General features: G+C 67.0%; 17 protein-coding genes. 6 read left to right on the top strand and 11 right to left on the bottom strand.

The genetic code is table 11. The features are described from left to right. Positions 1-10 precede the first annotated feature (10 nt). From JX613_RS13230 to JX613_RS13220, 3 genes are read left to right on the top strand one after another with little or no spacing between them, the layout of a single operon-like run. Positions 11-1,741 carry an FAD-dependent oxidoreductase gene (locus tag JX613_RS13230; RefSeq protein ID WP_207101932.1) on the top strand — a complete coding sequence of 577 codons (1,731 nt, stop codon included), beginning with the start codon at positions 11-13 and terminating at the stop codon, positions 1,739-1,741. Beyond that, positions 1,738-2,349: an NIPSNAP family protein gene (locus tag JX613_RS13225; protein ID WP_207101931.1), complete on the top strand. Its 612-nt coding sequence runs from the start codon at positions 1,738-1,740 to the stop codon at positions 2,347-2,349. The genes JX613_RS13230 and JX613_RS13225 overlap by 4 nt, the downstream gene beginning before the upstream one ends. A gap of 7 nt (positions 2,350-2,356) precedes the next feature. After that, positions 2,357-3,178: a sugar phosphate isomerase/epimerase family protein gene (locus tag JX613_RS13220; RefSeq protein ID WP_207101930.1), complete on the top strand. Its 822-nt coding sequence runs from the start codon at positions 2,357-2,359 to the stop codon at positions 3,176-3,178. Positions 3,179-3,466: 288 nt separating this feature from the next. On the opposite strand, the gene JX613_RS13215 is transcribed toward JX613_RS13220, so the two are convergent. From JX613_RS13215 to JX613_RS13180, 8 genes are all read right to left on the bottom strand, one after another. Further along, on the bottom strand, positions 3,467-4,228 hold the full coding sequence (locus JX613_RS13215; protein ID WP_272874536.1) for an amino acid ABC transporter ATP-binding protein: 762 nt from the start codon (positions 4,226-4,228) through the stop codon (positions 3,467-3,469). Positions 4,229-4,240: 12 nt separating this feature from the next. Next, on the bottom strand, positions 4,241-4,885 hold the full coding sequence (locus JX613_RS13210; RefSeq protein ID WP_207101929.1) for an amino acid ABC transporter permease: 645 nt from the start codon (positions 4,883-4,885) through the stop codon (positions 4,241-4,243). 10 nt (positions 4,886-4,895) lie between these two features. After that, a complete protein-coding gene (locus JX613_RS13205; protein ID WP_207101928.1) occupies positions 4,896-5,558 on the bottom strand; it encodes an amino acid ABC transporter permease in 663 nt (220 codons plus the stop codon). 27 nt (positions 5,559-5,585) lie between these two features. Beyond that, positions 5,586-6,407: an aldo/keto reductase gene (locus JX613_RS13200; RefSeq protein WP_207101927.1), complete on the bottom strand. Its 822-nt coding sequence runs from the start codon at positions 6,405-6,407 to the stop codon at positions 5,586-5,588. A 1-nt stretch (position 6,408) separates the two neighbouring features. Further along, positions 6,409-7,236 carry a sugar phosphate isomerase/epimerase family protein gene (locus tag JX613_RS13195; protein ID WP_207101926.1) on the bottom strand — a complete coding sequence of 276 codons (828 nt, stop codon included), beginning with the start codon at positions 7,234-7,236 and terminating at the stop codon, positions 6,409-6,411. Beyond that, the gene (locus JX613_RS13190; protein ID WP_207101925.1) at positions 7,233-8,300 is read right to left on the bottom strand and encodes a Gfo/Idh/MocA family protein; all 1,068 of its coding nucleotides are present in this window, start codon (positions 8,298-8,300) and stop codon (positions 7,233-7,235) included. Before JX613_RS13190 ends, JX613_RS13195 begins: the two co-directional genes overlap by 4 nt. Continuing rightward, positions 8,297-8,731, bottom strand: coding sequence for a type II 3-dehydroquinate dehydratase (gene aroQ, locus JX613_RS13185; protein WP_207101924.1), 435 nt, complete (start codon positions 8,729-8,731; stop codon positions 8,297-8,299). Before aroQ ends, JX613_RS13190 begins: the two co-directional genes overlap by 4 nt. An 84-nt stretch (positions 8,732-8,815) precedes the next feature. After that, the gene (locus JX613_RS13180) at positions 8,816-9,646 is read right to left on the bottom strand and encodes a transporter substrate-binding domain-containing protein (protein WP_207101923.1); all 831 of its coding nucleotides are present in this window, start codon (positions 9,644-9,646) and stop codon (positions 8,816-8,818) included. A gap of 178 nt (positions 9,647-9,824) precedes the next feature. Between JX613_RS13180 and JX613_RS13175 the strand changes: the two genes are divergently transcribed. Then, complete coding sequence (locus JX613_RS13175) at positions 9,825-10,487, top strand: TetR/AcrR family transcriptional regulator (protein WP_207101922.1); 663 nt, start codon at positions 9,825-9,827, stop codon at positions 10,485-10,487. Here the strand turns inward: JX613_RS13175 and JX613_RS13170 are convergent. Continuing rightward, positions 10,450-11,388: an NAD-dependent epimerase/dehydratase family protein gene (locus JX613_RS13170; RefSeq protein WP_207101921.1), complete on the bottom strand. Its 939-nt coding sequence runs from the start codon at positions 11,386-11,388 to the stop codon at positions 10,450-10,452. The genes JX613_RS13175 and JX613_RS13170 overlap by 38 nt on opposite strands. Beyond that, the gene (locus JX613_RS13165; protein WP_207101920.1) at positions 11,385-12,083 is read right to left on the bottom strand and encodes a hypothetical protein; all 699 of its coding nucleotides are present in this window, start codon (positions 12,081-12,083) and stop codon (positions 11,385-11,387) included. The genes JX613_RS13170 and JX613_RS13165 overlap by 4 nt, the downstream gene beginning before the upstream one ends. Positions 12,084-12,209: 126 nt before the next feature. On the opposite strand from JX613_RS13165, the gene JX613_RS13160 reads away from it, so the two are divergent. Both JX613_RS13160 and JX613_RS13155 read left to right on the top strand, forming a co-directional pair. Then, a complete protein-coding gene (locus tag JX613_RS13160; protein WP_207101919.1) occupies positions 12,210-12,950 on the top strand; it encodes an SDR family NAD(P)-dependent oxidoreductase in 741 nt (246 codons plus the stop codon). An 11-nt stretch (positions 12,951-12,961) separates the two neighbouring features. Continuing rightward, on the top strand, positions 12,962-13,780 hold the full coding sequence (locus tag JX613_RS13155) for a sugar phosphate isomerase/epimerase family protein (RefSeq protein WP_207101918.1): 819 nt from the start codon (positions 12,962-12,964) through the stop codon (positions 13,778-13,780). Here JX613_RS13155 and JX613_RS13150 read toward each other — a convergent pair whose 3' ends face one another. Continuing rightward, on the bottom strand, positions 13,781-14,485 hold the full coding sequence (locus tag JX613_RS13150; RefSeq protein ID WP_207101917.1) for a GntR family transcriptional regulator: 705 nt from the start codon (positions 14,483-14,485) through the stop codon (positions 13,781-13,783). Positions 14,486-14,497 lie beyond the last annotated feature (12 nt).

Raw genomic sequence — 14,497 nt, 5'->3', positions numbered from 1 at the left:
AAGGGAAAAGATGAACGCAACTTACCAACACGCCCTGGCGTGCGATGTTCTTGTTGTCGGCTCGGGCGCCTCGGGCCTGGCTGCGGCGGTCACGGCCGCGCATTTCGGCCTGCGCGTGGTGCTGGCCGAAAAGGCGCCGGTCTTCGGCGGCACCTCGGCCTGGTCGGGCGGCTGGCTGTGGATCCCGCACAATCCCCTGGCCCGCCAGGCCGGCATCAATGAGGCGCCCGAAGGCCCGCGCACCTACCTGCGCCACGAGCTTGGCAACCGCGCCAGCGACCCCCGGATCGAGGTCTTCCTGCAGAACGGCCCGGAAATGGTGTCGTTTTTCCAGGACCATACCGCGATGCGCTGGATCGACGGCAACAAGATCCCGGATTTCCACGAAACCCCCGGGGCGGGCAAGGGCGGGCGTTCGGTCTCGGTCCTGGCCTATGACGCGAGGGATCTGGGGTCCTGGGCGGACAAGCTGCGCCCGCCGCTGGATGTGGTCAGCCTGTGGGGCATGGGCATCGCGGGCGGCGCCGACATGGGGCATTTCTTCAACGCGACGCGCAGGCCGCGTTCGGCGCTTTATGCGGCGGGGCGGATCGCCCGGCACCTGCGCGACCTGGCGCTGCACCGGCGCGGCACAAGGCTGGTGAACGGCAATGCGCTGGTCGCGCGGCTGATGCGGTCGGCCCTGGACAAGGGCGTGACGCTGATCGACAGCGCGCCGGTCATGGACCTGCTGCGCGAGGGCGGCCGCGTCACCGGGGCGCGGCTGTCAACGCCGCAGGGCGTGGTGACGGTATCGGCCGCCCGGGGCGTGGTGCTGGCCACCGGGGGCTTTCCGCATGATCCCCAGCGTCTGGACGCGCTTGCGCCGCAGGCGGGCGGCGGGGTGGGGCATTTCTCGGCGGCGCCCGCCACCAATACCGGCGACGGGATGCGGCTGGCCGAAAGGGCCGGGGCCGGGGTCGATGGCGATCTGGCCTGCAGCGTGGCGCTGGCCCCGGTGTCGCTGGTCCCGCGCCGCGACGGTTCGGTCCGGCATTTCCCGCATCTGCTGGAACGCGCCAAGCCGGGCATCATCGCCGTGACCCCGGACGGGCACCGCTTTGCCAACGAGGCCGACAGCTATCACGATTTCATGGGGGCCATGCTAGAGGCCGTGCCGCCCGACCGGCAGTTCTGCTGGCTGATCGCCGATCACAAGGCGCAGCGCCGCTGGGGCCTTGGCTGGTCGAAGCCCTTTCCCTTTCCCCTGGGTCCGGCGATCCGCAGCGGCTATCTGAAGCGCGGCCGCACGCTGGCCGACCTGGCCCGCGCCTGCGGCATGTCCCCGGACGCGCTGTCCGACACGGTCGCGCGCTTCAACGCGGCGGCGGCGCGGGGCGAGGATCCCGACTTTCACCGCGGCGAAAGCGCCTATAACCGCGTCCAGGGCGACGCGGACCACCGCCCCAACCCCTCGCTGGCGCCGCTGGAAAGGGGTCCGTTCTATGCCGTCAGGATCGTGCCCGGGTCGCTGGGCACCTTTGCCGGGCTGCGCACGGACGGGCGCGCGCAGGTGCTGGACGCGCAGGGCCAGCCTGTCGCGGGGCTGTTCGCGGTGGGCAACGACATGGCCTCGATCATGGGGGGCCATTACCCGGCGGGCGGCATCACGCTGGGGCCGGGCATGACCTTTGGCTATATCGCCGGCCGCGCGCTTGCGGGCCAGCCGATCACCGGACTTGAACAGGAGAATCACGGATGAGCTTTTACGAACTTGCCACGCTGGACACGGTGATCTTTGGCGCCGCCAAGGCCGCCCCGGGGATCGAGGCTTGGGTGGCCGGGGGGCAGGGCCGCCTGTGCGGCGCATGGGGCACCGATATCGGCACGCTGAACCGGGTCTTCGTGCTGCGCGCCTTCGACAGCCTGGCCGAGATGTTTGAGGAACGCGAACGCGCGCTGCGGTCGGACAACCCCTTCGGCTGCACGGACCATCTGGTGGGGCTGAGCATGGAAAGTTATCGCGCGCTGGACTTCCTGCCGCCGGTCCAGCCGGGCCGCTTCGGCCCGGTCTATGAATTCCGCACCTACAAGACGCGCATCAACGGCATCATGCCGACCATGGACAAATGGCGCGACGCCGTGCCCGGGCGCGAGGCCTATTCCCGGCTGACCGTTGCCATGTACGGCCTGGACGGCGCGCCGCGCCTGACCCAGATCTGGCCTTATGAAAGCCTGGCCGCCCGCAGCGAGGCGCGGGCCAAGTCGGTTGCCGACGGCAAATGGCCGCCGAAGGGCGGGCCGGACTGGCTGTCGCCCGACATGACCAGCCAGATCGCCATGCCGCTGCCCTTTTCGCCCCTGACCTGAGGCGGCCATGACCCATCCCCTTTCGCTGGCCTTCCTGACCACCTTTGACGTGGGCCCCGCCGAGGCCGTCCGCATCGCCGCCGCCACCGGCTATCAGATGGTGGGCCTGCGCATCCTTCCCGCCGCGCCGGGGTCCGAGCCGGACTATCCGCTGCTGCATGACGACGCCGCGCTGCGCGAGGTGCGGGCCGCCCTGTCCGACACCGGCGTCACGGTCGGCGATGTGGAAATCATCCGCCTGAAGCCGGAAAACGACTGGGATCTGTTCGCCCGCTTCTGCGCGCGCTGCGAGGCGCTGTCAGCCAGGCACATCCTGGTCGCGGGCGACGATCCCGACCTGTCGCGCCTGACCGAGAGTTTCGCGCGCTTTTGCGACATCGCCGCCCCCCATGGCCTGACCGCCGACCTGGAGTTCATGCCCTGGACCGCCGTGCCCGACCTGACGGCGGCGCTGCGCATCGTCGAGGATGCGGGCCGCGCGAACGGGGGCGTGCTGGTCGATGCGCTGCATTACAACCGTTCGGCCACCACGCTGGACCAGATCGCGGCGCTGCCTGCGCATCGGGTGAACTATGTGCAGTTCTGCGACGGTCCCGACCCGTTCGACCCCAGCGACGCGGGCCTGATCCGCGTGGCCCGGGGCGAACGGCTGCTGCCCGGCCAGGGCGGCATCGACCTGGTCGGGTTGGCGAAGGCCATCCCCCCCGGCGTGCCTGTCAGCGTCGAGATCCCCAACCGTCCCCTTGCGGCCAAGGTGGACGCCCTGGGCCGCGCGGCCATGGCCCATGCCGCAACCACGGCGATCCTGCGCGCCGCGGGCCGGGGATGAGTTTGCGACAGCGTCACGATTGGGGATGCCACCCGGCAAGACCTTTTCGTGATCCTTCCTGTCGGGCGCGGCGATGTGCATCAGTGGATCGCAGTCGCCGCTGATCGACTGGCAGGCTGTGCCATCCTGCTGCAGAGCGATCCGCCTGCCGCCCCGTCCAATCCCCGCATCCACTTTTCCGTTCGTGTTGCGGGGATCGTGAATCATGTTCTGCCCCGAACATCGAAACCGGCGTTTTTCGGCAACCTGTCCAGGCGCACCGGCCCTGTGGCCGGTGCGCCGGTCGTTTCAGTGATGCGCCAGGATCTCGCCCAGGAAGGCGCGGCTGCGTTCGTGCTGGGGATTGCGGAAGAAGGTGTCGGGGTCGTTCTCCTCGACGATCTCGCCGTCCGCCATGAAGATCACCCGGTCCGCGACCTGCCGGGCAAAGCCCATCTCGTGCGTGACGCAGATCATCGTCATGCCGTCGCGGGCCAGGCCGATCATGGTATCCAGCACCTCCTTGACCATTTCCGGGTCCAGCGCCGAGGTGGGTTCGTCAAACAGCATGGCCTTGGGCTCCATGCACAGCGCGCGGGCGATGGCCACGCGCTGCTGCTGGCCGCCGGACAGTTGCGCCGGGTATTTCTCGGCCTGGTTGCCGATCCGCACCCGGTCCAGATAACGCCGCGCCGTGGCCTCGGCATCGGCGCGCGACAGCTTGCGCACCCGCATGGGGGCGAGAATGCAGTTTTCCAGCACGGTCTTGTGCGGAAACAGGTTGAACTGCTGGAAGACCATCCCCACCTCGCGCCGGACGGCATCGACGGCCTTCTGGCTGTCGTTCAGGCGATGGCCCGACACGACGATCTCGCCGTCCTGAATGGTTTCAAGGTGGTTGATACAACGGATCAGGGTGGACTTGCCCGAACCGGATGGCCCGCACAGCACGATCCTTTCGCCCTGCCTGACGGTCAGGTCCACGGATTTCAGCGCATGAAAGGCGCCATACCATTTCTCGACCTTGCGCATCTCGATCATCCGGGCGCCGCCCTGCTGAGACTGCTCCATCTGAATCCTCCCTTATTTCAAGACGCCGGCCGCCATGCGACGTTCGAGGTGACGGCCGTAAAGCGAAAGCGGCCAGCATATGGCGAAGTACATGACGCCGACGACGCCGAACACGACGAGCGGCTTGTAGATCTGGTTCGAGACGATCACCCCGGCTCGCGCCAGTTCGATGAAGCCGACGATGGCGGCCAGCGAGGTGCCCTTGAGAAGCTGGACAAGGAAACCCACGGTGGCGGGCAGCGACAGCTTGAAGGCCTGTGGCACGATCACGTCGAACATCCGGCTGCGCGAATGCAGGCCAAGCGCATTCGCCGCTTCGGTCTGGCCCTTCGGAACGGCCTGGATGGCCCCGCGCCAGATCTCGCCCAGGAAGGCCGAGGCATGGGCGGTCAGCGCAAAGCCGACCGCGGCCCAGGCCGGCACGTCGAAGCCCAGCAGCGGCAGGCCGAAATAGGCCACGAAAAGCTGCATCAGCAGCGGCGTGCCCTGGAACAGCCCGATCCAGGCGATGGCCGGATAGCGCAGCCATGGCCGCGACGATACCCGCATCAGCGCGACCACCATGCCAAAGACGATCCCGCCCAGAAAGCCCATGGCGGTCAGGATCAGCGTCCAGCCAAGACCCTGGACAAGATAGGTAAGCTCCTGCGGTCCCATGTCGTCCTCCTCAGCGGTCGGGATAGTTGAAGGCGCGCTTGCCGATGGCCGCCAGCACCCACATCGTGATGAGCGAGATCACCAGATAGATCATGGTCAGCGTGAAATAGACCTCGAAGCTGCGGAAGGTCTCGGCCTCGATGCGCTGGCCGACGGAGGTCAGCTCGTAGGCCGAGATGGATGTGCAGATCGCCGTGGTCAGCGTAAGCAGGATGAACTGGCTGGAAAGCGAGGGATAGATCGCCTTCAGCGCCGGCTTCAGCACGATCAGGCGGAAAACCTCGCCCCGGTGCAGGCCCAGGGCCAGGCCCGCCTCGGTCTGGCCCTTCGAGATGCTTTCGACGCCGCCCCGGATGATTTCGATGGCATAGGCCCCGCCGTTCAGCCCCAGGGCGAGGATCGCGGTGATCGTGGGGTTCAGGCGGATGCCCGCCAGCGGCAGGGCGAAGAAGATGAAGTAGATCTGCACAAGGAACGGGGTGTTGCGGATGATCTCGACAAAGGCGGTCACCAGAAAGCTGGGGATCCGCATCTGGGCGCGCAGGATCGCCACGCCCAGGACGCCGATGATCATGGCCAGCGCCATGCCGGATGCCGCCAGCAGCATCGTGCCCATGACCCCGGAAAGCAGGGCGGGCCAGGCATTCGCCACCACGCTGAAATCAAGTGTCATCTGCCCCTCTCCCTGCGGTCTGACGGATCACGCGTCCCATTCCGGCTCCCAGTCGAAGCGCGAGAACCTTTCCCCCCGTGCCAGCCCGTGGATGGCGCGCATGTCCTCCTCCTCCAGCTCGAAATCGAAGATCTCCAGATTGGCGCGCATGTTTTCCGGCCGGGACGATCGCGGGATCGCGCCGACATGATCCTGCTGGACCAGCCAGCGCAGCGTGACCTGTCCCGCGGATTTGCCGTATTTCGCCCCGATCGCCTTCAGCAGGTCGGACTGGAACACCTTGCCGCGCGCGATGGGCTGATAGGCGTTCAGCAGTATGTCGGCGCGGCGCATCCGGGCCAGCAGCCTTTCCTGCGACAGGTAGGGGTGGTATTCGACCTGGTTGCAGAACAGGTCGGCCCCGTGGACCTCCAGCGCCTCGTCAAGCAGGGCCACGGTGAAGTTGCTGACCCCGATCAGCCGGGTGCGGCCGCTGGCGCGCTCATCGGCAAAGGCGGCCAGTGTCTCTCCCAGCGGCACATCGCGCGTCGGCCAATGGACCAGCAGCAGGTCCACTTGTTCCAACCCCAGCCGGTCCAGGCTTTCGCCGACGCAGGCATGGACCTGATCGGGCGCGAGGTTGTCGAACCAGATCTTGGTGGTCACGAAAAGTTCGTCCCGCGCCACCCCCGAGGCGCGGATGGCCCGGCCCACCTCGCGTTCGTTGCCATAGCGGATGGCGGTGTCGATCTGGCGATAACCCATTTCGATGGCGGTGCGGATCGCCGCCTCCCCCTGGGGGCCGGTCAGTTCGAAGGTGCCCAGGCCAAGGGCGGGGATCTTTTCGCCGCGGATTGTCTTGCGGATCATCTCAGGGCTCCTTGCCCACGGGTTGCGGTTCCAGCACGTCCAGCGCCGCGCGCCGCGCGCGCCGTGCCCATGCCTCGGCTGTCATGCCCGCCGACTGCCGGTCGTTTGGCACCTCGACCGCCACCGGCAGGTCGGGCGGCAACGCCGCGAAGATCGCCGCCAGGTCGATTGCGCCTTCGCCCGGCAGCAGGCGCTCGTGCCGGGCGGCGAAATTCAGCGCCTCGCGCGTGGTGGGGATCTCGGCGGGACCATCGCAGATCTGGCCATAATGCAGCCATTCGCGCGGGATGGCGGCAATGGCCGAGGGCGTCACGCGGGCACGGGAAACATGCAGCGCATCGACGATCACGCCCTGGTTGGGCTGGTCCGCGGCGTCGAGCACCCGCAGGGCCGCGGCGAGATCCGTCAGGTCCGATTGCGGCATGAATTCCAGATCGGCCGTCAGGCCCAGGGGCGCCGCCGCCTCGCATAGCGCGACAAAGGACGCGGTCAGCCGTTCCTCGTCCGGGTCGTCCCCGGCGACAAGGATGGCGCGTGCGCCAAGATCGGCGGAAGCCTCAAGGAAGGGCAGGAAGGGGCCGGGCCGGAAATCGGGGGTCAGCCGGATCATCTCGACATCAAGGATCCCGATCCCGCAGTCCTCCATCTGCCGCCGCAGGGCGCGGCGGCGGCCGGCATCCTGCATCAGCGGAAAGGCAAGCCCGCCCGCAGCCGCGGGCAGCATCCGAAGACCCAGCAGGTCGTATCCGGTCGCGGCGGCGACGCGGACCGCCTCCTCGGGCGGGGCGCCAAGGCAGGTCAGGAAGGACAGCGACAGCGGCCGGGTCATGCCACCGCCCTTTCCGCGGCCTGCCCCAGCATTTCGTCCAGCGTGACGGTGCGGTCCTCGCGCGCGGCCGTTTCGATCGCCAATGTCGCGGCCAGCGTCGCCAGGCCGTCGCGGGCCGAGATCAAAGGCTCGACCTCGCGCCGGATCACCGCGATGAAATGGTCAAGCTGGTTGACATAGGTGCGCGATCCGTCGCCGGGGCGATGTTCGCGCAGCAGGGGATGTTGCCAGTGCTCGTCCTGCGAAGCATGGCGCCACAGATACATGTCGGATACCGACAGCGCCGCCTTGCGGCCGGCGATGAACAGGCAAGGGCCGGGCTGCGCGGGATGATACAGCGCCTGCCCCGAGCAATATTCCCAAGCCCAGGGGCTGACCGCCGCGTCCGAGATGACGAAACTGCCAAGAACGCCATTGCGGAAGCGGATGGCGATGCTGGCCGTATCCTCGACCACGAAGCCGCGCGTGGCCGATGAGGTGAAGGCGCGCACGCTCTCGATCTCTCCGATCAGATGGCGCAACGCGTCGATGTCGTGGATCAGGTTGATGAGCAGCGGTCCGCCGCCCGGCTGGCGCCTCCATTCGGCCTGGAAATAGGCGTCGGGCTTGTCGAACAGCGTCATCCCGTTCACCGCGACCAGATCGCCCAGTTCGCCCGCCGCGATGCTTTTCTTCGCCGCGCGGATATCGGGGCTGTGGCGGCGGTGATGTCCGACCAGCACCGGGACGCCGCGCGCCTCGGAGGCTTGGGCGATGCGCATGCCCGCAGCCACCGTGTCGGCCACCGGCTTTTCGACAAGGCAGGCGATGCCGCGTTCGATGCAGGCCAGGGCGGCGGGCTCGTGCAGGCGGTTCGGAAGCGCGATGATCGCGCCATCGGGCCGTGTCGCGTCCAGCGCCTTGGCGTAATCGGCGAAATGCGGCACGCCCAGAGTGTCGGCCAGGGCCTTCCCTGCGGGCGAGGGGTCGCAGATCGCGGCCAGCCCGGTCCCAGGATGTGCCTGGATCAGCGCCGCATGTTCGCGCCCGATCAGGCCCGCGCCCAGCAATGCGATGCGGATCATTGGGTCCACTCCTTCATGGCGCGCAGCGCCAGCCGATAGCCGAAGGCCCCGAAGCCCGCCATGACCGCCGTGGCCGTGCGCGAGACCAGGGATTTGTGGTAAATCTCCTCGCGCTGATGGACGTTCGAGATGTGAAGCTCGATCTTGGGTCCGTCAAAGGTCTTGAGCGCGTCGAGGATCGCGATCGAGGTGAAGGTGTATCCGGCCGGGTTGATGACGATCCCGGCAGCGTCCGTCCGCGCCTCGTGGATCCACTGGATGATCTCGCCCTCGAAATTCGACTGGCGGAAGACCACCTCCAGCCCCAGTTCGGCAGCATCGTCCTCGCACCAGCCGCGGATCTGGTCCAGGGTGATGCGGCCATAGATCTCGGGTTCGCGCTGTCCAAGCAGGTTCAGGTTCGGCCCGTTCAGGACATAGATCTTTTTCATTGCAAGCCTTCGCACATGTTCGGTCGGCAGGCAGCCGCATGGGTGCGGCTGCCATCGTCACATCGCCCGTCGCGGGCCGGCCGCCTACTGGACGGTAAAGGGCACGCCTTCGAGCGAGGCGGGGAATTGCGGCAAGGGCTCTCCCAGCCATTTCTGGCTGATCGCCTCAAGCCGGCCGTCGGCCTTGATCTTCTCGATGAAGGCGTTCAGCCATTCGTTGACCTCCTTGTCGCCGGGCCGGGTTGCGACGCCCATCCACTGTTCCTGGAAGACCACCTTCTGTTCAAAGTCGTTGCCGGGCGCGGCCTTGTCGAGATTGATCTTGTAGGTGGTGTTGCCGCCGATCGCATCGACCTGACCCGAGACTAGTGCCTGCATGGTCGAGCTGTCGTCATCGAAGCGGCGGATATTCGGCAGGTCGCCAAGCAGTTTGGTGATCGCGGTGTCCTGCGCCGCGCCGCGCGGCACGCCGATGTTCATGCTGCGCGCATCCTCGATCGTCTCGATCCTGTTCTTGGCGCTGGACAGCAGGATGATCTTGAGCCCCGCATAGGGTTGGGTGAACTGCACGACCTTGGCGCGGTCGGGATACATGCCCATCACCGCCATCTGCAGATCGACCTTGCCGGTCAGCAGGTTCGGAATGCGCGCGGCGACCGCGCCGGGCACGAATTCGACCTTGACGCCCAGTTCCTCGGCAATCAGGCGGGCCACGTCCACATCATATCCGATATTCTGCCCGCTTGCGTCGATCGAACCCCATGGCGCCTGTTCGCCCATGACGCCGATGCGGACCACGCCCGCATCCTTGATCTTTTCCAGCGTCTGAGCCTTGGCATCGGAACCAAAGCCCGCCAGCCCCATCGCGGCCACCAGACCGAGCGCGGCGGCCCGGATCGAGAACTTGAAAGACATGCTTCCTCCCAGAAGTCTTGACGATTTCGTTCGAGATCTTGCGCGGGTTTCCCTGCCCGCGGCGATGATGTCAGGCGAATCCTCCATTCGCTTCTTTGTGTTAATCAACCAGTTGGTTAAAGTCAACGGCAACGCTACAGTCATCCCGCCCCTTGCCTCAGGAAACGAGTTCCCCACCATGACGGACAGAATTGACTTGAAAGAGAAATCCAGGGTTTCCCCGGGCGAGCGCGCGCCCGAGAAGCGCCGCCGCGCGCTGCTTGATTCGGCGATCGAGGAGTTTTCCACCTTTGGGCTTGGCGGTGCCAGGGTGGACCGGATCGCGGACCGGGCGCGCACCAACAAGGCGATGGTCTACCACTACTTCGGCAGCAAGGAGGAGCTTTACCTGGCTGCCCTGCGCGCCATCTATGCCGACATCCGCAACGCAGAGGCGGCGCTGGAGCTTGACCCTGACCGGCCCGAGGAGGCCATCTCGAGGCTGGTCGAGTTCACCTTCCGCTATTACATCGAGCATCCGGCCTTTGTCCGACTGATCAATACCGAGAACCTGCACGGCGCCGCCCATCTGAAGGCGACGCAGAACATGACCGAGTTGAACCGCACGATCCTGGATCAACTGGGCGCCATCCTTGACCGGGGGGCCGAACAGGGCGTGTTCCGCCCCGGCATCGACGTGCTGGATCTGTACATCTCGATCTCCGCCCTTGGTTTCACCTATGTCTCGAACCGCCACACGCTCGAAGTGCTGTTCGGCCGCGAATTGCTTGCCAGCGACCGGGTCGAGGCGCGGCTTGCGACCATCAAGGAGATGATCCTGCGCTATCTGCGCGCGGACTGACCGCCTCCGCCGCGGCGCGGTAATGCGCGACGGTGCGGGCGATGCCCTCGGCCAGGGGCGTCCTGCGGGCCGGACCCAGAAGATGCTCGAACGAGACCGGGCGCACCTCCGGCGCCATGGGCACCTCGGGACCGGAGAAGTCGATGCGGGCATCCGGGATTTCCGATCGGATCGCCGCGACGATCTCGGGCAGGTCCACCGTGCCGCCGGTCAGCGGAAAGACATGCGCGCCCTCGTATGGGGCCAGGGCGGCCGCGGCAAAGGCCCCTGCCACATCGCCGACAAAGACCAGATCCTGCGGCCCGGAATAGCCGATCGTATAAGGCCGCCCCGCCACCGCCTCGCGGCAGGCCAGCGTCGGACCGGCCGTCAGCCCGGTTTCGCGCCCCGGTCCATAGACGACGGTGGGGCGGAAACCGATGCTGGCAATGCCCTCGTCCAGCCACCAGGCGCGGGCCGAGGCCTCGCAGGCCAGTTTGAAGGCGCCATAGTGCGTCACGGGATGCGGCACCGCGCCGTCATCGGGACCAAATACCGCGGCGCTGCTGGCATGGACCACGCGGGGAATGCCCTGCGCCTTTGCGGCGGCAAAAACGTTCAGCGTGCCGATCAGGTTGACCTGGGCGCCCAGCACGGGATTGTCCCGACAGGCAGGTGTCAGCAGGGCAGCAAGGTGGATGATGGCATCGCAGTCCCGGGCGGCCTCGCGCAGGGCTGCCGCGTCGGTGATGTCGCCCTGGACCCATTCCACAGGCTCGGCCGCGGCCCCCGCGATCTGGCGCAGGATCCGCCGGTCGGTCGAGCGGTCGAAGATGCGGATGACATGGCCTTGCCCCGCCAGTTCGCGCAGGATCCAGCCGCCCAGAAATCCGGCTCCGCCGGTGATCAGAACCCGGCTCAAGCCGCGCCTGCCATGTCTTCCGAGGTCAAGGTGAAGGCCACGTCGTAAAGATTGACCTCACCCCCTGCCAGCGCGCCGGTCGCAAGCGCCAGCCCCCGAGCGCGGTCGAGCGCAGCGCCAAGGCCGGGCCGGGACGATCCCTCGACCAGCAGCACCGCGTCGAATCCCTGCTCGGACATCGCCGCGCGAATCTCGGTCTCGCGCGTGCGGACGGCCGAAACCTCGGAACGCGCAAGGCCCAGATGCGCGGCGGCCACGCCCGGCAGGGCCAGCACGGCCTCGACCAGCGCCTGTCCGCGGCTTTCCAGCACGGCTTCGGGCGCGTCCCCCGCGAAGGCAAAGCGGATGGTCGCCATCGCGCCGCCATCGCCCCGCCCGGCATGGGCGATGCGGCGGCAGGCAATGCGCAGGAAGTTCTGGAAGCTGGGCGCAACCTCGGCCGTCCAGGGGGTCGGATTGTTCAAGCGCGCGAGATAGGCGGGCGAGCGGAACACTTCGACATCATCCCCGGCATAGATCGTGCCGAAGACATATCGCCCCGCCCCGGGATCATGCAGGCGCTTGCCGGTGCGGAAACCGGGGATGGACAGCCGCTCGGGCATGTGCTCGCGCGTGTGCCATTCGATGTAGGTCTCGTGCGCTCCTTCGGCGATGTCGTGCCAGATCGCCAGAAATGCGCCCCCCTTCAGTGCCATTCGTTCCCCTCCTCAGGTCGTGCTTGACAGACGGTTCCTTGGCACGCCACTTAGGCTACTAGGATGTTAGTAAGGCGGCTTGTCAAGGATGATGAGCCCGCGAGCAACCCGGGAGAGGGGAAAATCATGCACAGACACGAGACGCCGCGCGTCGCGATCGTGACCGGAGGAGCCGGGGGCCTTGGCCTGCCCATCGCCCGCCGCCTTGCCGGGCAGGGCCACAAGGTCGCGATTTGGGATCTGGATGCGGGGCGTGCGCAGGAAGCCGCGGCCGAACTCTCTGGCGCGCGCGGGTATGCGGTGGACGTGACCGACCGCGAGGCCGTGCAGGCCGCAACCTCCCGCGTCGTCGCCGAGATGGGCCCATTGGGGATCCTTGTCGCCAGCGCCGGCCATAACGGGCCGCTTGCGCCATTCGCCGAATATCCGGCTGACGGCTGGGATTTCGTCATCGGGCTGAACCTGACCGGGGTATTCCATTGCTGCCAGGCAGCGGTGCGCGAAATGCTGAAGACCGGCTATGGCCGGATCGTCAACATCGCCTCGATCGCGGGCAAGGAGGGCAATCCCAATGCCGTTGCCTATTCCGCCTCGAAGGCCGGGGTGATCGGGTTGACGAAATCCGTGGGCCGCGAGCTGGCGACAACCGGCATCCGCGTGAACTGCGTCGCCCCCGCCGCAATCGAAACCGAGATGATGCAGCAGTTGACGCCGGAATTCCGGGCCTATGTCACCTCCAAGATCCCGGTCGGCCGGCTTGGCCGCGCCGACGAGGTGGCGGCGCTGGTGGCGTGGCTGGCCTCGGAGGAATGTTCCTTTTCGACCGGGGCCGTCTTTGACGTCTCGGGTGGGCGCGCCACCTATTGAGGGGATCGGAGATGTTCGGAAATCATCGGCTTTCACTGGCCTACCTGACCGTGCAGGGCTGTCCGCCCCTGGACCATGTCCGTGCCGCCGCCGCAGCGGGCTATGATTCGGTGGGCTTGCGGCTGATTGCACCGCTTGGGCTGGAACTGGCCCATCCCATCGTCGGCGACCCGGCGCTTGTCGGCCGGCTCAGGGCGCTGGCGGCGGATCTGGGGGTGGATTTCCTGGATGGCGAGGTCTTTACCCTGACACCCGGGACCGATGTGCGCGAATGGACCCCGGTGATCGAGACGGCGGCGGAACTGTCCATGCCGCTGATGCAGATCACGTCCGAGGATCCCGATCGCGGCCGCGCGGCCGAGAACCTTGCCCGGATCGCCGAGACCGCGGCCGAACATGGCATCCGCATGGCGATCGAGTTCATGCGGTGGCGTTCCGCCGCCACCCTTCAGGACGCGGCCGAGCTGGCGCGGCTGGCGGGGACAGGCAATGCCGGCATTCTGCTGGACGCCCTGCATCTGTCGCGCTCGGGCGGGTCGCCCGCGCAGGTGGCCGCCCTGCCGCCGGACCTGATCCTTTATCTGCAACTCTGCGATGCGGCTTCGGCCTTGCCTGTCGACACCGATGCCTGCATCGCGGAAGCGCGGACGGGGCGCCTGCAACCGGGCACCGGCGCCTTGTGGCTGCGCGAGTTGATGCAGGTTCTGCCGGATGATGTGGCGATCAGCGTCGAAACCCCGAACAGCGCCGATCAGGGGCTGGATTTCTTCCAGAAGGCGCAAAAGGGGATGGATTTCACCCGGCGCTTCCTGTCCGCATCCGCCGCGTGATCAATCCTCCAGCGGCCCGATGCGATCCAGCACCGGGCCGCGACCGGGGCGCCGCTCGGTGGGAAGCTCTTCCTTGAAGCGGTCCGCCATCTTCAGGATGTGTTCGCCCAGAAGGTCGCTGGCCCCGGACAGGTCGCCGCGCTCGAGCATCTCGATGATCTGGAAATGCTCGGCGCTGGCGCGGAGTTGATCAGGCGATACCGCGCGATGCGAACGCAACGCGGCGACCTTGCCCGCCACCATGCGATAGGCCGCCATGAGGTAGGAGTTATCGCAATTCTCGATCATTGCGTCGTGAAACGCCATGTCGGCCCGCGCCGCGGCCACCGCATCGCCTGATTCCAGTGCATGATGCATGGTCTGCGCCGCATGCTTCATCGCTGCCAGGGTGGCGCCGCGCTTGTCGCGAAAGGCAAGGCGCAGCATTTCGACCTCGATCAGCCGACGGAACTGCGCAAGGTCGTCGATATCCCGCGCCGTCGGCCGGAAAACGAAGCTGCCGCGCTGCGGCCTGACCACGATCAGGCCCTGCTGCTCCAATGCGGCGAAGGCCTTGCGCACGGGGCTGCGGCTGACACCCAGGCTGAGTGCGAGCTTGTCCTCGGACAGAAGCTCGCCCAATTGCAACTCGCCTTCCATGATGGCACTGCGCAGGCGCTCGATGATCCGCTCGGTCAAAAAGCCACGTGGATGGGGGTCGGCCATAGGGTTCTTTCG

Source organism: Paracoccus shandongensis, assembly GCF_017315735.1.
GTDB classification, from domain to species: domain Bacteria; phylum Pseudomonadota; class Alphaproteobacteria; order Rhodobacterales; family Rhodobacteraceae; genus Paracoccus; species Paracoccus shandongensis.
Note: the sequence above shows the minus strand (reverse complement) of the source record. Positions and strands in the feature narration are given on the sequence as shown.